The following is a 24,624-nucleotide window of genomic DNA, read 5'->3' on the forward strand; positions in this document are numbered from 1 at the left end:
TAACTGATCAGCATTGCGCCCTAGGGTGGCATTTTTTATGAGCGCGGGTTTATGCCGTTTGGTACCCACCGGCATCATGTTCCGTTTGTCGGTTGGTGCCGGAAGGATGGTTCCAGATCCGGTCTGATGAAAGATAACCTGAGGCTGCAGTGAAGTAGGCCCCGGGGAAGCGGCCAGGGCTGTGCACTTAATCTGTTAAAACATACATCTCCTGCTGGTCGTTCTGTGACATGGTGGCAGCAAAGTTATTGCGACCACCTCCTTTGCCGTATGCAGGCTCCATTCCTCCTGATGGGAGGGCACCTCCAGCGGCGGGCGCTTCTCCCGGGATCACCGACGAGGAGCAGCAGGACGTGAGCAATAGCGATGCAGCTATTAGCAATGCAAGTTTCAACGTCTTCATGGCAACGTCCTCTGTCCAGCTAATGGGCTGGGCTTGCGAGTAATCAGTTTAGATCTTGTTGCCGGGGCAGAGTGCATCAGCATTGACTCATGTTGTAGCCATTGGAGGCTTGCCGATGGAAATTTTGCATCAATTCAATGACAAGAACATCATGGCAAATTTGCCAAAAAAATCGTGGAAGTCGCTAAAGGTGCATTGCTTCCGCTTCTTTCGGCGTCAAAACCAGACCCCTCGGCTCGGGCAGGGGGCTAATTGGCAGTGGGTGTAGTCCATCTTCCTTGAAAAATCGGACCATAAAGGGTATAACCACGCGCTTTACTGGTCTATTGAGCGAGCCCTTCCATGCAGCGAGTCGAGAAAATGCAGCCAACTCCTTTTTGGCAGGAGAAGACCCTGCAGCAGATGACCATGACGGAGTGGGAGTCACTGTGCGACGGCTGCGGCAAATGCTGCCTGAACAAGCTGATCGACGAGGACACCGAGGAGCTGGTGTTCACCAATGTGGCCTGCAACCTGCTCAATACCAAGACCTGCCAGTGTTCCGACTACGGCAACCGTTTCAAGAAAGAGCCGGACTGCCTGCAGATCACCTTCGACAAGATTGCCGAGTTCGACTGGCTGCCGTCGAGCTGCGCTTACCGCCTGCTGGCAGAGGGGCAGAGCCTGCCTGAGTGGCACCCGCTCATCACCGGCAGCCGCAGCGCCATGCATCAGGCCGGTCAGTCGGTGCGCGGCAAGGTGGTGCACGAGGCCCATGCCGGCGACTGGATCGATCACATCATCACCTGGGCCAGTTAAGCCGCAGCCGACAACAGAGTATCCAGATGCCGCAGGGGCAGGGGAGTCGGACTCCTCTGCCCCTGTTGCTATGGGTATATAGAACGATCAGTTTTAAGGCCTGATGGCAGTGGAAACACGATGTTGCACTCAGGGGATAGAGCGCGCGCCATCCTCTCTCGGGGTCGCGTGCTGAAGCCGGAGGGTGATAAGAGCGACCGCTTGCCACCATTAAGCCCGCCAGCGCCCGCCAAATCGCTTTTATGACCAGGGGCAGGGGAGTTTACACTCCTCTGCCCCTGCTGCTTTCTGGCGCCTCACAGCGGGACACCAGGCCCCTTTCCTTCACACTGACCCCTCTCCCGAGAGTAAAGAAACCAACCCTGGCGTGCTGGGGCTACGTTGGCTTTGCGGCAGCGAGTCTGACTGCGCTTTTCTGAATGGGAGGTTGGGCAGAGGATGTATATCTAAAACCGCGGGGGAGAGCGGTGATCGCCAGCAAACAGCCATAAAAAAACCGGCGCCTTGGCGCCGGTTTTTGTTCACCGAGACTCTATTACAGAGAAGCGGTGAAGGTACGGGTGATGACGTCTTGCTGTTGCTCTTTGGTCAAAGAGTTGAAGCGAACGGCATAACCGGATACGCGGATGGTCAACTGCGGATATTTTTCCGGGTTTTCCATGGCGTCCAGCAGCATTTCACGGTTCATCACGTTGACGTTCAGGTGCTGACCACCTTCCAGGTTGGACTCGTGATGGAAGTAACCATCCATCAGGCCAGCCAGGTTGGCTTTCTGGGCTTCCATGTCTTTACCCAGGGCGTTCGGTACGATGGAGAAGGTATAGGAGATACCATCTTTGGCGTAGGCGAACGGCAGCTTGGCAACGGAAGTCAGAGAGGCGACAGCACCCTTCTGGTCACGACCGTGCATCGGGTTGGCACCCGGGCCAAACGGCGCACCGGAGCGACGACCATCCGGGGTGTTACCTGTCTTCTTGCCGTACACCACGTTGGAGGTGATGGTCAGCACGGACTGGGTAGCCACGGCGCCACGGTAGGTGTTGAGCTTCTGAATCTTCTTCATGAAGCGCTCGACCAAGTCACAGGCGATGTCATCGACGCGAGCGTCGTTGTTACCGAACTGCGGGTATTCGCCTTCGATTTCGAAGTCGATGGCAACGCCATCTTCGTCACGAATCGGCTTGACCTTGGCGTACTTGATGGCAGACAGGGAGTCAGCCGCTACGGACAGACCGGCGATGCCGCATGCCATGGTGCGATAGACGTCACGATCGTGCAGCGCCATCAGGGAGGCTTCGTAGCTGTACTTGTCGTGCATGTAGTGGATGATGTTCAGGGCGGCGACATACTGCTTGGCCAGCCAGTCCATGAAGTGATCCAAGCGATCCATCACGTCGTTGTAGTCGAGGTATTCGCTCTTGACCATTTCGGTTTTCGGGCCGACCTGGATCTTGAGCTTCTCGTCGATACCGCCGTTGATTGCATACAGCATGGTCTTGGCCAGGTTGGCACGGGCACCGAAGAACTGCATCTGTTTGCCGACGATCATCGGGGACACACAGCAAGCGATGGCATAGTCATCGTTGTTGAAGTCCGGACGCATCAGGTCATCGTTCTCGTACTGAACGGAAGAGGTCTCGATGGATACCTTGGCGCAGTACTTCTTGAAACCGACCGGCAGCTTCTCGGACCACAGAATGGTCAGGTTCGGCTCAGGGGACGGGCCCATGGTGTACAGGGTGTTCAGCATACGGAAGCTGTTCTTGGTGACCAGGGTACGGCCATCAACGCCCATACCGGCTAGGGTCTCGGTTGCCCACATGGGGTCGCCGGAGAACAGTGAATCGTATTCAGGGGTACGCAGGAAGCGAACCATACGCAGCTTCATGACCATGTGGTCCATCAGCTCCTGGGCTTCTTGCTCGGTCAGCAGGCCTTTCTTCAGGTCACGCTCGATGTACACGTCCAGGAAGCTGGAAGTACGACCGAAGGACATGGCGGCACCGTTCTGGGACTTGACCGCCGCCAGGTAGGCGAAGTAGGTCCACTGCACGGCTTCTTTGGCGGTCTTGGCCGGTACGGAGATGTCGCAGCCATATTTGGCGGCCATCACCTTCATCTGGGCCAGGGCACGGTGCTGCTCGGAGATCTCTTCGCGCAGACGGATGGTGGCTTCCAGGTTGACACCGTTTTCCAGGTCGGCCTGCAGTGACTTGAACTGGGCCAGTTTGTCGGCCATCAGGAAGTCGATACCGTACAGGGCAACACGGCGGTAGTCACCGATGATGCGGCCACGGCCGTAGGCATCCGGCAGACCGGTGATGACGCCGGATTTGCGGCAGTTCAGGATGTCCTTGGTGTAAACGTCGAACACGCCCTGGTTGTGGGTCTTGCGGTACTCGGTGAAGATCTTCTCGACCATGGGGTCAAGTTGACGGCCGTAGACTTCGCAAGAGGTCTTGACCATCTTGATACCGCCGTTGGCGATGATGGCGCGCTTGAGCGGCTTGTCGGTCTGCAGACCGACGATTTGCTCCAGGCTCTGGTCGATATAGCCGGCATCGTGAGCGGTAATGGTGGAGGGCAGGTCGGTATCAAAATCGACCGGCGCGTGAGTGCGGTTCTCGATCTTGATGCCTTCCATGACCTTGTCCCACAGCTTGGTGGTAGCTTCGGTCGCGCCAACCAGGAAGGACTCGTCACCTTCATACGGGGTGTAGTTCTTCTGGATGAAGTCACGGGTGTTGACAGAGGTCTGCCATTCACCGGCCGCGAAGCCTTCCCATGCTTTTTGGAACTGTTCGTTAAGTTCTGCCATTTTCATTACCTCTCAAGGTATTTATGTGTCTGCCGCCATCCTTAATGATGGCGACGGAAGATAAACCAGTAAGTCAGACCAACCATGACGCCACCACCAATGATATTACCTATGGTGACCGGGATCAGGTTGTGTAGAACGAAGTTGGATACGGTCAGGTCGGCGAAGGTAGCCGGGTCCTGGCCGATGGCCTGCCAGAATTCCGGGCTCGCGACGCTGTGAATAGCGATACCGACCGGGATCATAAACATGTTGGCGATGCTGTGCTCAAAACCGGAGGCCACGAACATGGCGACGGGGAGCAACATGACCATCACCTTGTCGGTGGCAGTGCGGGCACCGAAGGCCATCCACACGGCGAGACACACCATGAGGTTGCACAGGATGCCGAGGGTGAGGGCCTCGAAGAAACCGTGATGGATTTTGTGCTGGGCAACCTTGAGCGCATTTAGACCCCATTGACCATCCGCCGCCATGTACTCGGCCGAGACGATGATGAGCCCGACCACGATGAGTCCGCCGATGAAGTTGCCAAAGTAGACCAGCGCCCAGTTCTTGAGCAGTTGTGCCCAGGTGATGCGGTTGGCGGCCTTGGCCACCAGGGTCAGGGTGGTGGAGGTGAACAGCTCGGCACCGAGCAGCACGCACAGGATGAGACCGAGGGAGAAGCAGATACCACCGACCAGCTTGCTGAGGCCCCAGGCCACATTGCCGGTGCCCGTGGTGACGGTGATGTAGAAAACAAACGCAAGAGCGATGAAGACGCCTGCGGTGATGGCCAGTGGGATGGTCTTGTATGCAGGCTTGGTGGCCTTGGCATAGGTGATATCTTCTGCCAGTGCAGCGATGGCTTCGGGCTTCAGACAATCAAAGGGAGATTCTGCTTTCAATTCTCATGTACCTGCATATTTTGCCTGTGGAAATCATAACAAAGGGCCAGATCGCCAAAATTGACATCGATCAAGAATTACAGATTGTGAATGTAATTTTACTACAGGTTTTTCTTCATCCGGAAGCTTGACTTTACACCAGGTTTCAGGTGAAACAGAAATGGGTCTGTTTTTAATTTCATGATTTTTAAGAATTTATATCTTTCTCATCAAAAAAAGCACCGGCAATACACCTTTACGCCTCCCGAACATGATGAACCTCAAACTGACAACCCCCTAAGAGGTATTTTTTGTTATTTATTTCATCTTTGAATAATGGCCAGCCAAAGCGTAGACCATAAAGCAGAAGGGGCCATCAGGCCCCTTCGTCACATTACCACATCAGGCCCAGGAATGGGCTCGTTTGGCCTTCTGTAATTTCTCATAGGCCGCCAGCAGTTTCTGGTGCAGCGGGAACTGGGACAGGGACAGATCGGCCGCCTCCAGCCCGTGGAAACGGGCCTCGCCACGGGCGTGGGCCCAAGCCTCGGCCAGGGTCTCTTCCCCGAACATGCGGGCGAACACCGGGCGGTACTGCTCTGGGTCACGCTCTTCATCCAGGAACAGCTCGACGCAGGCGCGCAGGGCACGGTAGTAGTTCGCGCGATCGGCCGGGAACACCGACTGGTTGAACTCCATGGTCCAGTCGATGAGATCCAGTGCGCTCTCCAGGTCACCTGCGGCCAGGGCCAGCATGGCCTTGAGCTCACCGATCCGCAGGGTATGCAGGGCGGAGCCCTTGGCGGCGGCGATGCCGAGCAGCTCACGGACGCGGGTGCGCTCGTCGTGCCCCTCTTCGTCCAGCTGATCGAACAGCGCCATGTACTGTTCTGCGTTCCACTCCAGGGACGGCAGCGCCAGGATCACTTCCCGCAGGTGGGCACCCATGGTGTTGTTGGCCAGCAGCAGATCCTCGACCGGATAGATGTCGGACATGCCCGGCACCAGGATGCGGCAGGCGTAGACGCCGAGGTGCTCGTAGTCGGCGATGTAGACCGGTTGCTCCAGCTCGTGGAAGATGCCGATCAGGTGATCGAACTCCTGCTGGGAGGTGCCACGGAAGTCCCAGTCGGCAAATTCGAAGTCGGACTCCTGCTTGAACAGATCCCAGCTGATGAGACCGGAGGAGTCAATGAAGTGAGTTTCTAGGTTGTGGTGATCCGCCACCTGCTCGTTGTCGAATGACGGCGGCACGAATACGTCCAGATCCTTCAGGCCACGGCCCTGCAGCAGCTCGGTGACGGTCCGCTCGAACGCCACTTCGAAGCGCGGGTGGGCGCCGAAGGAGGCAAAGCAGGTGCCATTACTCGGGTTGAGCAGCACCACGCAGATGACCGGATAACGTCCGCCGAGCGAGGCATCGAAGCTGTAGATGGGGAAGCCTTCGGCCTCCAGCGCCTCGATGGAGGCCTTGATGCCGGGATAGCGGGCGATCACCTCGCTCGGGATCTCGGGCAGGCTCAGGGCCTCGGCGATGATCTTGTTCTTCACGTGGCGCTCGAACACCTCGGACAAGCCCTGGGTGCGGGCCTCGGTCTTGGTGTTGCCGGCGCTCATGCCGTTGGAGACATAGAGGTTGCCGATGATGTTCATCGGGATGTAGACGGTCTGATGATCGGACTGGCGCTCGAACGGCAGGGCGACGATGCCACGCTCCTCGTTGCCGGACTGCAGGTCCACCAGCATGTCGGCGGTCACTTCGCCGTCCGGGTTGTAGAACTTGCGGGTGAAGCCGTCGAGCAGACCGGCAGGCAGTTGGTCACCCTGGATGGGGAACCACTTCTCGTTCGGGTAGTGGACGAAGTCACCGTTCGCCACCTGCTCACCCAGATAGAAGTCGGCAAAGAAGTAGTTGGTGGAGAGACGCTCGAAATACTCCCCCAGGGCCGAAGCCAGGGCAGCCTTCTTGCTGGCTCCCTTGCCGTTGGTGAAGCAGAGGGCGCACTCTTTGTCCCGGATGTGCACGGACCAGACGTTGGGCACGGGGTTGAGCCAGGAGGCCTCTTCGATATCAAACCCCAGGGCCTGCAACTTGGTCTGGAACCGCTCGATGGAGTCTTCCAGCGCCGCGTCCTTGCCGGGAATAAAAGTGTGGTCGGTCATCACAATATCCTGATTTTTATTGGCTCATGTTTGGTCGCAGATAATAGCATGAGTGGCGGGAAAAGCGGCCAGGACAATCCCATTCCAGGTGCGGGTCAGGGGGCTGTCGGTGGCCTGAATAGTCTGGGTTATTAGCTCTCCTGAACAACATTAAGAAAAAGTAGTTTTTTTTATGTCATGCCGTCGCCCATCATGGGGTCGACTTGTTTCTTCGTGGTGACAAGCATCACGGGCCTGCCCTCCGGGCATGGGGTATGTGGCCTCGTCTGCCGTTATTGCCTTCACCACGGATCATTTATTGGGAGTTGCTATGCCATTCATGACACCACAAATTGATGCCAGGGTGACCAGGCTGGCCCCGGGATTCCGGGCCCTGAGCATTCAGGTCGACGGGGCCAGCATCGTCGATCGCAACGTCGGCGCACAAGCGCTTGCGCGGGCCTGCCAATCCGTCGCGGCGGGCGGTGCCCCCTGGGCGCAGGCGCATCTGTCCGCCTGGGGCGAGGTGTTCAAACGCTTCGGTGCCAAGCCCCAGCGCACCCCCTGCTCGGCACAGGCGCTGCTCAAGCGGGTGCAACGCGAGGGCAGCCTGCCCTGCATCGATCCCGTCGTCGATCTCTACAACGCCATCAGCATCGAGTACGCCATCCCCGTCGGTGGGGAGGATCTCACCGCATATGAAGGGTCGCCCCGGCTGATCATCGCCGATGGCACCGAGCTGTTTGACACCATGAAGGAGGGGGCCCCTGCCCACGAGACCCCCGAACCTGGCGAGGTGGTCTGGTGTGATGACAGAGGCGTGACCTGTCGCCGCTGGAATTGGCGTCAGGGGACCAGAACCCGGCTCAGTGCTGAGTCCGGGCAGATGTGGTTCATTCTGGAGAGCTTGCCTGAAATGCCGCTGGCGGCACTGCAGGAGGCCGGTGATCGGCTGGTCGAGGGGTTAAGGCAGATGATGCCGGGCGCCCGGATAGAGAGCGTGCTGATAGGAGACCCCGGCGGGGCATGAGGAGAACATAATGGCCACCCAGGGTGGCCATTTTTTATACGTGATACCGGGTGTCGCGGGGCCGCATGACCATCTCGTTATCAGCCGATCAACTTGAGCCCCAGGATACCGCCGATGATCAGCAGCAGGCAAAGCACACGGGCCAGGGTGGCCGGCTCGTTGAACAGCCAGATCCCCATCAGCACGGTACCGACCGCGCCTATGCCGGTCCAGACCGCGTAGGCGGTGCCAAGGGGGAGGTGCTTGACCGCCATGGCGAGCAACAGCACGCTCACCCCCATGGCAGAGAGAGTCAGCAGGGTGGGGAGGGGACGGCTGAAACCGTCGGTGTACTTGAGGCCGATGGCCCAGGCGACCTCGAACAGGCCGGCCAACAGCAGGAGTAACCAGGGCATATGAGTATTCCAGGCGGGGCAGGGTCGTCCCTGCGAGTCAAGAAGGCCTTGGGGTCGTCCCCAGGGGGCAGTGGTTGCCAGTCGGGCATCATGATGCCTGACCGATGGGGATTTCGCCAAGCGCGGTGGCCCGAACCCCAGGGTTATTGCGGCAAATGACACAGAATATTGCGCAATTCGACTTGCGCCCGTCGCCACAATACGTAATGTGGACAGACGCACTAATTACACATCATGCTTGTGGCCAATTTGTGAACGGACCCACGTCCGGCAAGGGATCACGGCGTATGAGACTTCATTTTTACAGCAGCTATCCAGGGTAGGACATTATGAAAAAAGTTGGTTTGGTCGGTTGGCGTGGCATGGTAGGTTCGGTACTGATGAGCCGGATGCAGGAAGAGAAGGATTTTGCCCGCATTCAACCCACCTTCTTCACCACCTCCCAGGCCGGTGAGGCCGCCCCCAATTTCGGCGTCGATGCCGGCACCTTGCAGGACGCCTTCGATCTCGAGGCGCTGGCCGCGCAGGAGATCATCATCACGGCTCAGGGTGGCGACTACACCAAGGATGTCTATCCCCGTCTGCTAGCCGCCGGCTGGCAGGGTTACTGGATTGATGCCGCCTCCTCCCTGCGTATGGAGAAGGACGCCGTCATTATCCTGGATCCGGTCAACGGCGACGTGATCGACGAGGCGCTGGACAAGGGGATCAAGACCTTTGTCGGCGGCAACTGCACCGTTAGTCTGATGCTGCTGGCCCTGGGTGGCCTGTTCAAGGCCGATCTGGTGGAGTGGGTGAGCGTGGCCACTTATCAGGCCGCATCGGGCGGTGGCGCGCGCCACATGCGCGAGCTGGTCACCCAGATGGGGCTGCTGCGCGACGAAGTGGCGGTAGAGCTGGCAGATCCTGCCTCCGCCATCCTCGACATCGAGCGCAAGATCACCGAGAAGACCCGCTCCGGCACCCTGCCGGTGGACAACTTCGGTGTGCCGCTGGCCGGTGGCCTCATCCCCTGGATCGACACCAAGCTCGACAACGGCCAGAGCCGTGAAGAGTGGAAGGGCCAGGCCGAGACCAACAAGATCCTCGGTATCGAGAACGCCGCCATTCCGGTGGATGGTCTGTGTGTGCGCATCGGTGCCCTGCGCTGCCACAGCCAGGCCTTCACCATCAAGCTGAAGAAAGATGTGCCGCTCCCCGAAATCGAGGCCCTGCTGGCCGCCCACAACGACTGGGTCAAGGTGATCCCCAACGATCGCGACATCACGGCCCGCGAGCTGACCCCGGCCGCCGTTACCGGCACCCTCAGCATTCCGGTAGGCCGTCTGCGCAAGCTCAACATGGGCCCGGAATACCTGGCGGCCTTCACCGTGGGTGACCAACTGCTGTGGGGCGCCGCCGAGCCGCTGCGCCGCATGCTCAACATCCTGCTGGCGCGCTGACAGGGATAGCTCGCAAGGGCACACAATAAGGAAGGCCTGGCCTTTCTTATTGTGTCGACATATCGAGCGACATAAAAAACGGCATCCTTGCGGGATGCCGTTTTTCAATTTATCCAGTTTGACTCTTACATGTTCTGTGCTTCGTTTGGCACGATGACAGAGGCGTGATTTCCTTTCGGCCCCTGCTGCAGTTCGAAGTTGACTGCCTGACCCGCTTTGAGGGTCTTGTAACCTTCCATTTGAATCGTGGAGTAGTGAGCGAAGATATCTTCACCACCGCCTTCCGGACAGATAAACCCAAATCCTTTTGCGTTGTTGAACCACTTGACTGTTCCGGTTGCCATACATCTACATCCTTTTATTGATTACCCTGAAGTCGTTGAGTAACCTGCGCCAGCCTTATATAACTAGAGCATCACCCCGTAGCAGACGGGCGCCGATTAGCAAGTAACCAATCTAGTCCAACTTTTAAGCGAGTCAAGAAGTTGTTAACAACCGATGTGATCTGGTTAACAAGTCTATTGACAATCTTGAGCGAGACGGTAGTAATCTAGAGGTACCAAAGCGCAACTATGAGCAAGCAGAAAGAACTCTTTGCTAATGAAGAGATTGCAGAAGCAGAGAAAACGAAGCTGCAACCGCCACCCATGTACAAGGTCGTCTTGAACAACGATGACTACACACCGATGGAGTTCGTGGTGGAGGTGCTGCAAAGGTTCTTTGGTATGGATCTGGAGAAGGCCACTCAGGTCATGCTGAGCGTGCATTATAGTGGTAAGGGAGTCTGCGGCACATTTACCGCCGAGATTGCCGAGACCAAAGTGGTCCAGGTCAACACCTATTCACGTAACAACGAACATCCACTGCTATGTACCATGGAAAAGGCTTGAATCTGATGACTTGATGGCGATAACGACACCGCATTGTTGCTGTACTGAGGGGAGGTGCCTATGTTGAACAAAGATCTAGAAAAGACGCTGAACGAGGCTTTCAAGCTGGCCCGTGACGAGCGCCACGAATTCATGACCGTCGAGCACCTGTTATTAGCCCTGCTGGATAACAGTTCAGCCCATGAGGCGCTGAATTCGTGTGGTGCGGATGTGGAGCAGATGCGCAAGGAAATACGCGCCTTCATCAATCAAACGACCCCGCTCATCCCCCGTGATGACGAAGACAGAGAAACCCAACCGACCCTTGGCTTCCAGCGCGTGCTGCAACGTGCCGTGTTCCATGTCCAGTCGTCGGGCAATACCGAGGTGAGCGGTGCCAATGTGCTGGTCGCCATCTTCAGCGAGCAGGAGTCCCAGGCCGCTTACTTCCTGAAAAAAGCCGAGATCAGCCGGCTGGATGTGGTGAATTTCCTCTCCCACGGGGTGCGCAAAGACAGCAAGCCCGAGAGTAGCGGTAACAATGCCGAGTCCGATGACGAGGTCTCCTCCGCCCAGATCGAGAGCTTTGCCACCAACCTCAACCAGCTGGTACTGGAGGGGCGCATCGATCCGCTGATCGGTCGCGATCAGGAGCTGAGTCGCACCATCCAGGTGTTGTGCCGTCGCCGCAAGAACAATCCCTTGCTGGTGGGGGAGGCCGGGGTGGGCAAGACCGCCATCGCCGAGGGGCTCGCCTATCGCATCGTCAAGGGTGACGTGCCCGAGGTGATAGCAAACAGCACCATCTATTCTCTGGACATGGGTTCCCTGCTGGCAGGGACCAAGTACCGCGGTGACTTTGAGAAGCGTCTCAAGGTGCTGCTCAAGCAGATCGAGCGTCAGGAAGGGGCCATCCTCTTCATCGACGAGATCCACACCATCATTGGGGCGGGTGCAGCCTCTGGCGGTCAGCTGGATGCGGCCAACCTCATCAAGCCGCTGCTCTCCAATGGTCTGCTGCGCTGTGTGGGGTCAACCACCTATCAGGAGTATTCCCAGATCTTCGAAAAAGATCGGGCTCTGGCGCGCCGCTTCCAGAAGATCGACATCGTCGAGCCGAGCATAGATGACACCACCCGCATCCTGATGGGGCTCAAGAGCCGTTATGAGTCTCACCATGGCGTGCGCTACACCGTCAAGGCCATCCGCGCTGCGGTCGAGCTCTCCGCCAAGTACATCAATGACCGCCACCTGCCGGACAAGGCTATCGACGTGATCGACGAGGCGGGGGCGGGGCAACGTCTGCTACCGGTCAGCAAGCGTAAGAAAGTGATCAATGTGCCGGAGATCGAGGCCATAGTCGCGAAGATTGCCCGCATCCCGGAGAAATCAGTCTCCTCCTCCGACAAGGAGGTGCTGAAGAACCTGGAGCGCAACCTCAAGATGGTGGTGTTCGGCCAGGACAAGGCCATTACCGTATTGACCGACGCGATCCGGCTGTCGCGCTCCGGCCTTGGCAATGAGCGCCGCCCTGTGGGCTGCTTCCTGTTTGCCGGCCCGACCGGGGTGGGCAAGACCGAAGTCACCCAGCAGCTCGGCAAGGCGCTCGGGGTCGAGGTACTGCGCTTTGATATGTCCGAATACATGGAGCGCCATACCGTCTCCCGCCTGATCGGGGCACCTCCTGGCTATGTGGGCTTCGAGCAGGGTGGCTTGCTGACCGACTCGGTGCTCAAGCATCCCCATTCGGTGGTGCTGCTGGACGAGATCGAGAAGGCGCATCCGGATGTCTTCAACTTGTTGCTGCAAGTGATGGACAACGGCACCCTGACGGACAACAACGGACGCAAGGCCGATTTTCGCAACGTGATCCTGGTGATGACCACCAACGCGGGCGTGCAGGAGACCCAGCGCAAGTCCATTGGCTTCCAGCAGCAGGACATGAGTCACGATGCCATGGCGGTGATCAACAAGACGTTCAGTCCGGAGTTTCGCAACCGGCTCGATCACACCATCTGGTTCAACCATCTGGACATGGCGGTGATCCATCAGGTCGTCGACAAGTTCATCGTCGAACTGCAGGTACAGCTGGATGCCAAAGGGGTATCACTGGAGGTATCTGAAGAGGCGCGCCACTGGTTGGCCGAGAAGGGTTATGATCGGGCAATGGGTGCCAGACCCATGGGACGGGTCATTCAGGAGCACCTCAAGAAGCCGTTGGCCAATGAGATCCTGTTCGGCTCACTGGTCGATGGCGGAGTAGTGAGAGTGGAGCTGGTGAATAACAGCCTCAGCTTTGACTTCCAGGTCAATGTTGAAGCTGTCTCTCACTAAATGTGATTGAGGCCAGAAACGACAAAAAACCCCAACCGCGAGGCTGGGGTTTTTTGCTGAATTCCTGGCTTAGCGAGAGCGGAAAACAATACGTCCCTTGGAGAGATCGTACGGAGTCAGAGCCACCGTTACTTTGTCCCCAGTCAGGATACGGATGTAGTTTTTGCGCATCTTGCCGGAAATATGAGCGATAACCACGTGACCATTTTCCAGTTCCACACGGAACATGGTATTGGGCAAGGTTTCGAGAATGGTACCCTGCATCTCAATACTGTCTTCTTTAGCCATTGAATCCTCTTGATAAGCCACAACAAAAAACCGCTGGATCATGCCGGATTTAAGGCTATGTGTAAAGTTTACTCGGGCTTGGTGTCGATATTTTTCCATTCTCCCTGCACCAGCAGCTCGTGGGGCAGGTACTGGCGCTTGTAATTCATCTTGCGGCACGCCTCCACCAGATAGCCCAGATACAGCCAGCTACGACCCGTGCGCCTGGCCAGTTCCAACTGGCTCAGAATGGCAAAGGTGCCCAGAGAGCGGTCGGCATAATCCGGATCGAAGAAGGTATACATGGCGCTCATGGAGTGGGGCAGCAGGTCAGTGGTGGCCACCCCGATGAGGCGTCCCTCCTTGCGTATCTCCATGTAGAGCGGTGGCATCCAGTCGCAGTGCAGGAATCCCTTGTACTGGGTGCGGCTCGGCGGGTACATGCTGCCATCGTGGTGGCGCTCGCGGATGTAGCGCTCATAGAGCTGGTAATACTCGGGTTTGTCGTCGTAGCTCAGCACCAGCTCGAGATCCCGGTTCAGCTGACGAACGCGTTTCTGGCCGCGGTTAGGCACGAAACGCTCGCTGTGGATGCGCAGTGACTGGCAGGCGCTGCAGGCCGGGCAATGGGGGCGATAGATGTCGTTGCCACTGCGCCTGAATCCCGCCGTCAGCAGTCGCTCGTAACCGGCAGCATTGAGCAGCTCATGATCCATCAGTACCAGCAACTGCTCCTGCTCATGGCCGAGGTAGCTGCACGGGTGTCTGGGGGTCAGGCCTACCTTGAGGATCACTTCTTCGGTCATAGGCTGATTCTCCTCTGCTGCCAGCAACCGTCTTGCAGTGGTTGCTTGATCAGGCTCGCCAATGTGGTCAGAAACCGGCTTCTTGGCCACTCCTGGACTCCCAGGGTGGCCAGGAAGTCGTTCTGCATCTGGCAGTCGATGAGGGCACCCCCATGGCGTGCGAAGTGGCGACAGAGCGCCACCATGGCCAGTTTGGCGCCGTTATCGATGCGGCTGAACATGGATTCACCGCAGAAGAGGCGGCCAAGGGAGAGCCCATAGAGCCCCGCCTGCAACTGACCATCCTGCCAGATCTCGACGGAGTGGGCATGGCCCAGGCGGTGCAACTGCCGATAGGCGTCGATCATGGGGGCGCTTATCCAGGTGCCGCTGGCGCTGCGACGGGGGGCGGCGCAGGCCGCTATCACCTCATCGAAGGCATAATCGATGGTAATGTCGAAGGGGGTGCGGCGCAGATACTTCTGCAGGCTGCGCCCTATGTGCAGCTCATCGGGCACTATCACCCCCCTGGGATCCGGCGACCACCACAGCAGCGGCTGATGTGGCTCATTCCACGGAAAGATCCCGCTGTGATAAGCTGCCAGCAAACGGGCAGGGGAGAGATCTCCCCCGATCGCCAGCAGGCCGTTGGGTTCTTCCAGCGCATGGCTGGGGGAGGGAAACCAGCACAGCTCATCATCCAGTTCGGTGAGATAGCGAGACATAAGACAGAGGTTCACAGATGAAGGCCATTATCCTGATAGTATCCAGCTTGCTGGGCTTTGTCACGGCGCCCGCCTGGGCTGCACCCTACGAGCGCAATACGGCTCGCCCCGTCGATCAGGTGGTGTTTGGCCAGGTGGACACGGTGCGCAACATCACCCAGCGCCAGCTGCTGGAATCCGAGCATACCGGTTGGAAAACCCTGGGTGGCGCCGTGTTGGGGGGGCTGCTTGGCAATCAGTTTGGCGGCGGCCATGGGCGGGAGATCGCCACCGCCGTGGGGGCACTGGCGGGGGCTGCTGCGGTGCAGCACTACCAGTCCGGTGGCAGCGTGGTGGAGAACCAGCTGGTGGAGCTCTTGATCCGCAATGAACAGAACGGGCTCATCAACGTGATCCAGGACTACGATCCGGCCATGGTGTTTGCGAGCGGAGACAAGGTGCGCATCCTCTATTTCAGCGATGGGGTGCGAGTCGACAAGACCTATTGAGGAAACCCGTGAGCGAGCAGGGGGCAATCAGGAGGGGGAATAACCCGGCGGTCACGAGGGGCGCCGGGCGGTACTACACGGAGTGTCTCTTTCGAAACTCGTTCAGGCGTCCTGGCAGACTATTTTGTCGCGACCTGTGTTCTTTGCCTGATACAGCTGGCGATCTGCCTCACTCAGCGCCTCGTCCATGGAGAGCCGCCCGACCTTGATGACGCCAAAGCTGGCGCGCACAAAGAGCGGTACTTCTCGTGACAGCGGCTGCTGACGCAGCTGTTGCCGCAGCCCTTCCAGCCGCTTGAGCAGCACGGGAACCGGACAGTGGGGCACCATCAGGGCAAATTCCTCGCCACCGAAACGGGCTATCATGGCATCCGGGAAGAACTGGGTGAGCAGCCGGGTCAGGTGGCAGAGCAACTGATCGCCGATGGCATGGCCCCAGTGATCGTTGACCTGCTTGAAATGATCCACGTCCAGCACGCATAGTGCGAGCTGCGCCTGCTGACGCTGATGCTCTTCGAACCACTTCTGCCCCTCGTTGAACCAGTAACGCCGGTTGTAGAGCCCAGTTAGGTAGTCGCGGTTGGCCGATTCCTGGATGTTGTTGAACTGCTCGAGCGCCTCCAGATTGTGGCTGACCCGGCACTGCAGCTCCTCGGGCTCGAACGGCTGGTTGAGAAAGTCGTTCGCCCCCTGCTTGAGGTAGCGGGCAGAGAGGCCGTGCTTGTCCGACACCGAGATGCCGATGATGGCGAGCTGCTGCTTGCTGTAACGCTCACGCAGCATCCGCACCAGGCTGATGCCGTCTATCTCCGGCATGTAGTAATCCACCAGCATCAGGCGAATGGCCGGGTGCTGCTCGAGCAGGGCCAGGGCATCCCGGGCGCAGGTTGCCTCGTGCACCAGCAGCAACTGCTTGCGCAACTGGGCAGCGGTGCGATGGCGGGAGGTGCGGGAGTCATCGACCACCAGCACCTCGATAGCCTGATTGAGGTAGAGGCGGTGCACCAGGCTGACGGCGTATTGTAGGGAGTGGCGTGAATCCTTCATCACGTAATCCAGCACACCGGCCTCCAGCCAGGCTTCCCGTTTCTCCTCACTGATGTCGGCGGTGAGGATCACCACGGGCAGACCTCGCGCCAGCAGCACATTGACGGCTTCTCCACTCGGGGCATCCGGCAGGGTGAGATCCACCAGGGCGACCACGTACTCTTCGCCCTGACAGTTGCGGGCGCCTTCAAGGGTATCGAACGCATCAATCTCCAGCCCGGTTTGTTGCGAAATAGCCTGGGTCAACATGCGGCGTACCGTCAGGCTGTCTTCCACAATCAATATTTTCCGTTTCATCCGGCTCCTCAAAAGAAAAGGGCATGCCACTTGGCATGCCCTTTATATCCTTGTGCTTATTGTGCGTCCAGATATCGCTCGGCATCCAGGGCTGCCATGCAGCCGGTACCGGCTGAGGTGATCGCCTGACGGTAAACGTGGTCGGCCACGTCGCCGGCGGCAAACACGCCCGGGATGCTGGTCTGGGTCGCGAACCCTTCCAGGCCGCCACGGACCTTGAGGTAGCCGTTTTCCATCGCCAGCTGGCCTTCGAAGATCTGGGTGTTGGGCTGGTGACCGATGGCGATGAAGACCCCCATCAGCGGCAGCTCGGAGGTGGTGTCGTCCCGGGTGCTGCGCAGGCGCACGCCGGTCACGCCCATGTTGTCACCCAGCACCTCGTCCAGGGTCTGGTGAGTGTGCAGCACTATGTTGCCGCTCTCGACCTTGTCATTGAGGCGCTTGATCAGGATCTTCTCGGCGCGGAACTCGTCGCGGCGGTGGATGAGATGCACCTTCTTGGCGATGTTGGCCAGATAGAGCGCCTCTTCCACGGCGGTGTTGCCGCCGCCGACCACGGCCACTTCCTGGTTGCGATAGAAGAAGCCGTCACAGGTGGCACAGGCGGAGACGCCACGGCCCTTGAAGGCCTCTTCGGAAGGCAGGCCCAGGTACTTGGCGGAGGCGCCGGTGGCGATGATCAGCGCGTCGCAGCTGTATTCACCGTTGTCACCCTTGAGACGGAACGGGCGCTGGGTCAGCTCCACTTCATTGATGTGATCAAACAGAATGCGGGTATCGAATTTTTCCGCATGCTCTTTCATGCGCTCCATCAGGGCCGGGCCGGTCAGCCCTTCCGCGTCCCCTGGCCAGTTTTCCACCTCTGTGGTGGTGGTCAGCTGACCACCTTGCTGCATGCCGGTGATGAGCAGGGGATTGAGGTTGGCGCGGGCGGCGTAGACGGCGGCGGTATAACCCGCCGGGCCGGAGCCCAGGATCAGCAGTTTGCTATGAGTAACTTGGCTCATGATGTGATTTCCGAGACGTGATGAGTTTGCGCGATTGTAGGTAATTCGTGATCCGGGGTCAAAGGCCAGGGCACCGATTGTGGCAATCGCCAAAGAGAGGAAAGGATGGCTGGATTTGAGCCATAAAAAAACCGCCCATCGCGGGCGGATTTTCACTCATCGACGCTCCCTGGCGGGGGCGGGATCAGTTCAGCAGGGTCATGGGATCCGTGTAGACCAGGTTGTGCGCCACGGCGACCTCCTTGCAAGTGATCTTGCCCGCCATCACGTTCAGGCCGTGCAACAGGTGGGGATCACTGAGCAGTGCACCGCGATAGCCCTGTTCCGCCAGCTTGATGATGAAGGGCAGGGTGGCGTTGTTGAGGGCCACGGTGGAGGTGCGGGCCACGGCACCCGGCATGTTGGCTACGCAGTAGTGCACCACCTCGTCGACGATGAAGGTGGGATCTTCGTGGGTGGTGGCGTGAGAGGTCTCGACGCAGCCGCCCTGATCGATGGCCACATCCACGATGGCGGAGCCCGGCTTCATGCGTGCAATGTGGTCACGGCTGACAAGTTTTGGCGCAGTGGCGCCCGGTACCAGCACGCCGCCGATGACCAGATCCGCCGCCAGCAGGTGGCGCTCCAGAGTCTCGCGATTGGAGTAGACCACCTTGGCCGCCCCCTGGAACTCGCTGTCGAGACGACGCAAGGTGTCGATGTTGTTGTCGAGTATGGTCACGTCGGCACGCAGGCCGATGGCCATGCGGGCCGCGTTGGAACCGACCACACCGCCGCCGATGATCACCACCTTGGCCGGCTCCACACCGGGCACGCCGCCGAGCAGCACGCCGCTGCCGCCGCGGGACTTCTCCAGCGCCTGGGCACCGGCCTGAATAGACATGCGTCCGGCCACTTCCGACATGGGGGCCAGCAGGGGCAGGCCGCCACGGCCGTCGGTGACGGTCTCGTAGGCGATGCAGACGGCGCCGCTGTCGACCAGCTCCCGGGTCTGGGCCAGGTCTGGCGCCAGGTGCAGGTAGGTAAAGAGGGTCTGGTCCGGGCGCAGCATGGCGCGCTCGACCGCCTGGGGCTCCTTGACCTTGACGATCATCTCCGCCTTGGCGAAAACGTCTGCCGCGGAGGCCAGAATTTCGGCTCCGGCAGCCAGATAATCTGCGTCACTGAAGCCAATGCCATTTCCTGCGCCGCTTTGGACGAAAACGGTATGGTTTCGTGCTGTCAGTTCACGTACACTGGCCGGAACCATGCCTACGCGATATTCATGGTTTTTTATTTCCTTAGGTACACCGATAATCATGCTATCCCTCGTCTATCGATTGGTGGTTTATGTTGCCCAGATGTTAAGCAACATTTGCGCCTAGTATATTCAGGTATTGACAGGATTTGTGACCATTATTATAAAATGACTGGTGATTCTTACCAAAAAATAGCCAAAGGATGGAATTAAATGATGGAAGCTAAGAGTCGGCTAAAGGATTTGGACAGGATTGACCGCAACATTCTGAATGAACTGCAAAAGGATGGCAGGATTTCGAACGTTGAGTTGTCCAAACGAGTTGGCCTGAGTCCCACACCGTGTCTGGAACGGGTTCGTCGCCTCGAGCGTCAAGGCTATATCGAAGGATATGCCGCTATTCTGAACCCTCATTATCTGGATGCGTCTCTGCTGGTGTTCGTGGAAATTACCCTCAATCGTGGCGCCCCCGACGTGTTCGAACAGTTCAAGCAAGGCTGTTCAGGTGCTCGAAGAGATCCAGGAGTGCCATCTGGTGTCAGGTGATTTCGACTATCTGCTCAAGACCCGCGTCAGCGACATGTCGGCCTACCGCCGCCTGCTGGGGGAAACCCTGCTGCGTCTGCCCGGCGTCAATGACACTCGCACCTATGTGGTGATGGAAGAGGTCAAGCAGAGCAGTCGTCTGGTGATCAGCACCCGATAAGCGGGATTGTGCTGTGACTTGCATGCACCACGACGAGTCACGATAGTCAGAAACGAGCGGCCGGTCCGCTCGTTTCTTCTTATTACTGTATTCATGGCCCCGCCCTCAGGCACTGGCTGACAATCGGTGGGCTTTTCAGGGATACTAGGCCCCCTATCCCCGCATTACATGTTTTCAGAAAGGAGCCGGAGTTTGGCCGATAAAAAGCTGTTTACTCCTTTGTCAGGTACGCAACGGATCTTCGAGGCCGTCTTGATCGCCATCACGCTGATGGCTGCCTATCTCTTGCTTGCCCTGTTGACCTACCATCCCGCCGATCCCGGTTGGTCCCAGACCTCCTGGCAGGGAGAGGTGAAGAACCTCGCGGGCAGCGCCGGTGCCTGGCTCGCCGACATCACCATGTTTACCTTCGGGGCCTTCTCCTATCTGGTGCCTCCCCTGGTGGTACTGCTCGGCTGGAGCCTGTTCTGGCGCCCGAGCCGGCTGCTGGAGGTGGACTATCTCACCCTGTCGGTGCGCATCATCGGCTTCGTCCTGACGGTGCTCGGGATGTCCGCTATCGCCAGCATGAACTTCAATGACTTGCAGAATTTCTCCGCAGGCGGCCTGGTGGGGGACGTGATCGCCTCCGCTGTGGTGCCCCTGTTTGGCGGGGTCGGGGCCAACCTGATGCTGCTCTGCTTCGTGGCCACCGGCATCACCCTGTTCACCGGCTGGTCCTGGCTCACCATAGTCGAGCGGATCGGTGCCACCTGCACCGGCAGCGTCAGCGCCATCTACCATTTCCCGACGACCCTTGGCCGCTGGCTCACCGGCGGCTGGCGCCAGCCCCGTTTTGAGGGGCCGGATCCCCTGCTGGAGGGGGGCGTGAGCGCTCTCGATCTCGACGACGAAGAGGACGAGCCCCATAGCAGCTGGACGCGCAACCCCAAGGCCAAGGGGAGCCAGAAGTCAAAATCTGACGAATGGCTGCCGGAGCTCGATGACGACACCTTCCAGTTCGATCCGCAATTCGATGATGAAGAGGACGAGCCGGCGCCCGTGGCCAGACCCAAGCGCGCCGCCGTTGCCAATGCCCGCCGTCAGCCGGCCCTGGCCGATGACGGGGATGACGAGCTCGATCTGCCCTGGGCGGAAGGGGAGGAGGCTGCCGTGCCTGCGGTGGCCGCACCGGTCAAGCCCAAGCGCCGTCCCCAGCCTGCCATGGCGCCGCTGCCGAGCATAGAGCTGCTCGACCGCCCGCCCGCCAAGACCCAGATGATGAGCAAGGACGAGCTGGATCGCATGGGCCGGCTGGTGGAGGCGAAACTCGCCGACTACAACGTGCAGGCCAAGGTGGTCGGCGTCTATCCGGGCCCCGTCATCACCCGCTTCGAGCTGGATCTGGCGCCGGGCATGAAGGCGAGCAAGATCACCAATCTCTCCCGGGATCTCGCCCGTTCGCTGTCCGCCAGCAGCGTGCGGGTGGTGGAGGTGATCCCGGGCAAGACCTTTGTTGGCATCGAGCTGCCCAACCGGGTGCGTCAGACCGTCTACCTGCGTGAGACCCTGGACTGCGAGGCCTTCTCTGGCAGTCACAATCCGCTGACCATGGGGCTGGGGCAGGACATCGCGGGGGAACCCGTGGTGGTGAACCTGGCCAAGATGCCCCACCTGCTGGTGGCCGGTACCACGGGCTCGGGCAAGTCGGTGGGGGTCAACACCATGATCATCTCCATGCTCTACAAGTCGACGCCGGACGATCTGCGCTTCATCATGATCGACCCCAAGATGCTGGAGCTCTCGGTCTACGAAGGGATCCCCCATCTGCTGACCGAGGTGGTCACCGACATGAAGGATGCCGCCAACGCCCTGCGCTGGTGCGTCGGCGAGATGGAGCGTCGCTACAAGCTGATGTCCGCGGTCGGGGTGCGCAACCTCAAGGGTTACAACGACAAGGTGCTGGCCGCGGCTGCCGAGGGCGAGCCCCTGCGGGATCCCTTGTGGCGTCCGGGTGACTCCATGGATCAGATGCCGCCTGAGCTGGAAAAACTGCCCCACATAGTGGTGGTGGTGGACGAATTCGCCGACATGATGATGATCGTCGGCAAGAAGGTGGAAGAGCTGATCGCCCGTATCGCCCAGAAGGCGCGGGCAGCCGGTATTCACCTCATTCTCGCGACCCAGCGCCCCTCTGTGGATGTCATCACCGGCCTCATCAAGGCCAACATCCCGACCCGGATCTCTTTCCAGGTGTCGAGCAAGATAGATTCCCGCACCATCCTGGATCAGGGCGGCGCCGAATCCCTGCTCGGCATGGGGGACATGCTCTACATGCCCGCCGGCACCTCCAACCCGACCCGGGTCCACGGCGCCTTCGTCGATGACCACGAGGTGCACAAGGTGGTGGCGGACTGGAAACTGCGCGGCGAGCCGAACTACATCGAGGAGATCCTCTCCGGTGAGTCGGATGGCGAGGGCGGTGGCGGCGAGTACGGCGGCGGTGGTGACGAGGAGCTCGATCCCCTGTTCGACGAGGCGGTCGCCTTCGTGGTGGAATCCCGCCGTGGCTCGACCTCCAGCGTGCAGCGCAAGTTCAAGATTGGTTACAACCGGGCGGCCCGTCTCATCGAGCAGATGGAAAACCAGGGCATCGTCAGCTCTCCGGGGGGCAACGGCCAGCGCGACGTGCTGGCACCGCCCCCGGTGCGTGATTAAGCCTTCATATCATCCTGGCCATGTCTGCGGACATGGCCTTTTATCTGACCCTCTTCAACGGGAATCGCGATGAAAAAAGCATTATTGATGGGTTCTGTACTGTTGCTCGCCAGCAGCCAGGTGTGGGCCGATGCGGCCAGCGATCTCAAGCAGAAGCTGACGGGCGTCAGCCTGTTTTCGGCCAAGTTTGCCCAGACCGTCTATGACAGCAAGGGCAAGGAGCTGCAGAAGGCGAGCGGCACCCTGCTGGTGCAGCGCCCCAACCGCTTCAACTGGCACACCACGACCCCGGACGAGAGCCTGATCGTGGCGGACGGCAAGGATGTGTGGGTCTATGACCCCTTCGTCGAGCAGGTCACCGCCCTCAAGATGAAGGATGCGGTACTCAACACCCCCTTCGTGCTCATCGCCGGCAACGATGTCGGGCTCTGGAAGAACTACGACGTGACCCAGGAGGGGGACGTCTACACCGTCACCAGCCGCAACAAGGACGAGCTGATCGCCTCCTTCCGCATCACCTTCGACCGTCAGAACAACATCAGCCGGTTCGACGTGAAAGAGGCGCAGGGGCAGTGGAGCGAATTCACCTTGAGCAGCTTCAACCGCAAGCCGGTGCTCAAGGGCAACGAGTTCGTGTTCAAGACGCCTGCGGGGGTCGCGCTGGACGATCAGCGCTGATGAGCAGGCGGTCGCTGGATTTTTCGCCAGTGCGTCTGTCAACGGCGGCGGGCGTGACGCAGGGGGTCAATACAGATGAGTAACCTCTTATTGGATTTCTCGTCGGACCGTTTTTCCATGGCGGTATGCGTGATACTGAACGGTCAATACAGATGAGCAACTTGTCGCTGGATTTCTCGTCGGACTTTCGTCCGCTGGCGGCCAGGATGCGGCCGCAAATCCTGGATCAGTACATAGGCCAGCAGCACATCCTGGGGGCTGACAAGCCCCTGCGCAAGGCGATCCTGGCGGGACACTGCCACTCCATGATCCTGTGGGGACCGCCCGGCACCGGCAAGACCACCCTGGCCGAGCTGATGGCCCACTACTGCCAGGCCGAGGTGGAGCGGCTCTCCGCGGTCACCTCCGGCATCAAGGAGATCCGCGCCGCCATCGACAAGGCGAAGGAGAACAGCTGGCGCGGGGTGCGCACCATCCTCTTCGTGGACGAGGTGCACCGCTTCAACAAGAGCCAGCAGGATGTGTTCCTGCCCCACATCGAAGACGGCACCATCACCTTCATCGGCGCCACCACCGAAAATCCCTCGTTCGAACTCAACAACGCACTGCTCTCCCGGGCCCGGGTCTACCTGCTCAAACGGCTGGAGGAGGAGGACATCCTCGCCATGATCGATCAGGCGATGACAGACCCCCGTGGCCTCAACGATCCGAGCCTCACCTTTGCCCCCGGCGTCAAAGCGGCGCTGGCCAAAGCCGTGGATGGGGACGGGCGCAAGTCCCTCAACTACCTGGAGCTCCTGGCCGACATGGCCGAGAGTAATGGGGCAGGGGAGAGGGTGATCGACAGCGCCCTGCTCGCCGCCGTGGTGGGGGAGCACGTGGCGCGCTTCGACAAGGGCGGGGATCACTTCTACGACCTCATCTCGGCGGTGCACAAGTCCATTCGCGGCTCGGCGCCGGATGCGGCGCTCTACTGGTATGCCCGCATGGTGAGTGCCGGTTGCGATCCCCTCTACATCGCCCGCCGCTTGCTGGCCATTGCCTCGGAAGACGTGGGCAACGCCGATCCCCGTGCCATGCAGGTGGCGCTGTCGGCCTGGGACTGCTTCCATCGCATAGGTCCGGCGGAAGGGGAGCGGGCCATCGCCCAGGCCATCGTCTACCTCGCCTGCGCCCCCAAGAGCAATGCGGTCTACACCGCCTGGAAGGCGGCGCTCAATGACGCCAAAAACCTGCCGGACTTCGAGGTGCCGCCGCACCTGCGCAACGCCCCCACCAAGCTGATGAGCGAGCTCGGCTATGGCGCCGAGTACCGCTACGCCCACGACGAGCCCGGCGCCTATGCCGCCGGCGAGGAGTACTTCCCCCCCGAGCTGGCCGGCAAGCACTACTACCAGCCTACCGATCGGGGCCTCGAGAAGCAGATCGCCCAGAAGCTCGACTACCTGCGCGAGCTGGACCGGCAGAGCCCGCGTCAAAGAGACAAGTAAAGGCACGTTGTCCGGGCAGCATGGCGATCCCTCGGATCGGCGAAGATAAGGCTGCCGATGCCGCCAAACTTGGCAAAAACGACAGCAATACGCCCTGTTC

The 24,624-nt window shown here is 59.5% G+C and carries 21 protein-coding genes and 1 pseudogene; 10 read left to right on the plus strand and 12 right to left on the minus strand.

Annotated features, from left to right (window positions below; all coding sequences use genetic code 11):
- Positions 1-187 precede the first annotated feature (187 nt).
- The gene (locus BN1127_RS22230; RefSeq protein ID WP_156139782.1) at positions 188-403 is read right to left on the minus strand and encodes a hypothetical protein; all 216 of its coding nucleotides are present in this window, start codon (positions 401-403) and stop codon (positions 188-190) included.
- Between the two features lie 360 nt (positions 404-763).
- Here BN1127_RS22230 and BN1127_RS17700 point away from each other — a divergent pair, with 360 nt between their 5' ends.
- Positions 764-1,201 carry a YcgN family cysteine cluster protein gene (locus tag BN1127_RS17700; RefSeq protein ID WP_041205904.1) on the plus strand — a complete coding sequence of 146 codons (438 nt, stop codon included), beginning with the start codon at positions 764-766 and terminating at the stop codon, positions 1,199-1,201.
- A 535-nt stretch (positions 1,202-1,736) separates the two neighbouring features.
- Here the strand turns inward: BN1127_RS17700 and pflB are convergent.
- The 3 genes from pflB to ycaO all read right to left on the minus strand — a co-directional run bounded on the left by pflB (position 1,737) and on the right by ycaO (position 7,051).
- On the minus strand, positions 1,737-4,019 hold the full coding sequence (gene pflB / locus BN1127_RS17705) for a formate C-acetyltransferase (RefSeq protein WP_042650326.1): 2,283 nt from the start codon (positions 4,017-4,019) through the stop codon (positions 1,737-1,739).
- Between the two features lie 41 nt (positions 4,020-4,060).
- Positions 4,061-4,909, minus strand: coding sequence for a formate transporter FocA (gene focA, locus BN1127_RS17710; protein ID WP_042650306.1), 849 nt, complete (start codon positions 4,907-4,909; stop codon positions 4,061-4,063).
- Positions 4,910-5,290: 381 nt separating this feature from the next.
- Complete coding sequence (ycaO, locus tag BN1127_RS17715) at positions 5,291-7,051, minus strand: 30S ribosomal protein S12 methylthiotransferase accessory factor YcaO (protein ID WP_042650307.1); 1,761 nt, start codon at positions 7,049-7,051, stop codon at positions 5,291-5,293.
- Between the two features lie 310 nt (positions 7,052-7,361).
- Between ycaO and BN1127_RS17720 the strand changes: the two genes are divergently transcribed.
- Positions 7,362-8,060 (plus strand): B3/B4 domain-containing protein, encoded by a 699-nt coding sequence (locus BN1127_RS17720; protein WP_042650308.1) that lies wholly within the window; start codon positions 7,362-7,364, stop codon positions 8,058-8,060.
- An 80-nt stretch (positions 8,061-8,140) separates the two neighbouring features.
- Here the strand turns inward: BN1127_RS17720 and sugE are convergent, their stop codons facing one another.
- Positions 8,141-8,455, minus strand: coding sequence for a quaternary ammonium compound efflux SMR transporter SugE (sugE, locus tag BN1127_RS17725; RefSeq protein WP_005326802.1), 315 nt, complete (start codon positions 8,453-8,455; stop codon positions 8,141-8,143).
- A gap of 329 nt (positions 8,456-8,784) precedes the next feature.
- Here sugE and asd point away from each other — a divergent pair, with 329 nt between their 5' ends.
- Positions 8,785-9,897, plus strand: coding sequence for an aspartate-semialdehyde dehydrogenase (gene asd, locus BN1127_RS17730; protein WP_005325413.1), 1,113 nt, complete (start codon positions 8,785-8,787; stop codon positions 9,895-9,897).
- Positions 9,898-10,022: 125 nt separating this feature from the next.
- On the opposite strand, the gene cspD is transcribed toward asd, so the two are convergent.
- On the minus strand, positions 10,023-10,241 hold the full coding sequence (gene cspD / locus BN1127_RS17735) for a cold shock-like protein CspD (protein ID WP_005300025.1): 219 nt from the start codon (positions 10,239-10,241) through the stop codon (positions 10,023-10,025).
- A gap of 228 nt (positions 10,242-10,469) precedes the next feature.
- Here cspD and clpS point away from each other — a divergent pair, with 228 nt between their 5' ends.
- Together clpS and clpA are read left to right on the plus strand one after the other, a co-directional pair.
- Positions 10,470-10,787, plus strand: a complete 318-nt coding sequence (gene clpS / locus BN1127_RS17740) for an ATP-dependent Clp protease adapter ClpS (RefSeq protein ID WP_005325410.1) — start codon at positions 10,470-10,472, stop codon at positions 10,785-10,787.
- 60 nt (positions 10,788-10,847) lie between these two features.
- Positions 10,848-13,100 carry an ATP-dependent Clp protease ATP-binding subunit ClpA gene (clpA, locus tag BN1127_RS17745; protein ID WP_042650309.1) on the plus strand — a complete coding sequence of 751 codons (2,253 nt, stop codon included), beginning with the start codon at positions 10,848-10,850 and terminating at the stop codon, positions 13,098-13,100.
- 69 nt (positions 13,101-13,169) lie between these two features.
- On the opposite strand, the gene infA is transcribed toward clpA, so the two are convergent.
- From infA to aat, 3 genes are read right to left on the minus strand one after another with little or no spacing between them, the layout of a single operon-like run.
- Positions 13,170-13,487, minus strand: a complete 318-nt coding sequence (gene infA / locus BN1127_RS17750; RefSeq protein ID WP_231557514.1) for a translation initiation factor IF-1 — start codon at positions 13,485-13,487, stop codon at positions 13,170-13,172.
- Positions 13,457-14,173 (minus strand): arginyltransferase, encoded by a 717-nt coding sequence (locus BN1127_RS17755; protein ID WP_042650310.1) that lies wholly within the window; start codon positions 14,171-14,173, stop codon positions 13,457-13,459. The genes infA and BN1127_RS17755 overlap by 31 nt, the downstream gene beginning before the upstream one ends.
- Complete coding sequence (gene aat, locus BN1127_RS17760) at positions 14,170-14,877, minus strand: leucyl/phenylalanyl-tRNA--protein transferase (protein ID WP_042650311.1); 708 nt, start codon at positions 14,875-14,877, stop codon at positions 14,170-14,172. The genes BN1127_RS17755 and aat overlap by 4 nt, the downstream gene beginning before the upstream one ends.
- Positions 14,878-14,894: 17 nt before the next feature.
- Here aat and BN1127_RS17765 point away from each other — a divergent pair, with 17 nt between their 5' ends.
- Entirely contained in the window at positions 14,895-15,365 is a 471-nt protein-coding gene (locus BN1127_RS17765; RefSeq protein WP_042650312.1) for an outer membrane lipoprotein, read from the plus strand.
- A 102-nt stretch (positions 15,366-15,467) separates the two neighbouring features.
- On the opposite strand, the gene BN1127_RS17770 is transcribed toward BN1127_RS17765, so the two are convergent.
- The 3 genes from BN1127_RS17770 to ald all read right to left on the minus strand — a co-directional run bounded on the left by BN1127_RS17770 (position 15,468) and on the right by ald (position 19,016).
- Positions 15,468-16,709, minus strand: coding sequence for a diguanylate cyclase (locus BN1127_RS17770; protein WP_042650313.1), 1,242 nt, complete (start codon positions 16,707-16,709; stop codon positions 15,468-15,470).
- A gap of 56 nt (positions 16,710-16,765) precedes the next feature.
- On the minus strand, positions 16,766-17,716 hold the full coding sequence (gene trxB, locus BN1127_RS17775; protein ID WP_042650314.1) for a thioredoxin-disulfide reductase: 951 nt from the start codon (positions 17,714-17,716) through the stop codon (positions 16,766-16,768).
- A 184-nt stretch (positions 17,717-17,900) separates the two neighbouring features.
- Positions 17,901-19,016, minus strand: coding sequence for an alanine dehydrogenase (gene ald / locus BN1127_RS17780; RefSeq protein WP_042650315.1), 1,116 nt, complete (start codon positions 19,014-19,016; stop codon positions 17,901-17,903).
- Between the two features lie 150 nt (positions 19,017-19,166).
- Between ald and lrp the strand changes: the two are divergent.
- The 4 genes and pseudogenes from lrp to BN1127_RS17800 all read left to right on the plus strand — a co-directional run bounded on the left by lrp (position 19,167) and on the right by BN1127_RS17800 (position 24,524).
- A pseudogene (lrp, locus tag BN1127_RS17785) lies at positions 19,167-19,659 on the plus strand (leucine-responsive transcriptional regulator Lrp).
- A 192-nt stretch (positions 19,660-19,851) separates the two neighbouring features.
- Positions 19,852-22,356: a DNA translocase FtsK gene (locus tag BN1127_RS17790; RefSeq protein ID WP_042650316.1), complete on the plus strand. Its 2,505-nt coding sequence runs from the start codon at positions 19,852-19,854 to the stop codon at positions 22,354-22,356.
- A 69-nt stretch (positions 22,357-22,425) separates the two neighbouring features.
- Positions 22,426-23,034: an outer membrane lipoprotein periplasmic chaperone LolA gene (lolA, locus tag BN1127_RS17795; protein WP_042650317.1), complete on the plus strand. Its 609-nt coding sequence runs from the start codon at positions 22,426-22,428 to the stop codon at positions 23,032-23,034.
- Between the two features lie 152 nt (positions 23,035-23,186).
- The gene (locus BN1127_RS17800) at positions 23,187-24,524 is read left to right on the plus strand and encodes a replication-associated recombination protein A (protein ID WP_171268980.1); all 1,338 of its coding nucleotides are present in this window, start codon (positions 23,187-23,189) and stop codon (positions 24,522-24,524) included.
- The last annotated feature ends 100 nt before the right edge of the window (positions 24,525-24,624 follow it).

The organism is Aeromonas media (assembly GCF_000819985.1).
GTDB classification, from domain to species: domain Bacteria; phylum Pseudomonadota; class Gammaproteobacteria; order Enterobacterales; family Aeromonadaceae; genus Aeromonas; species Aeromonas media.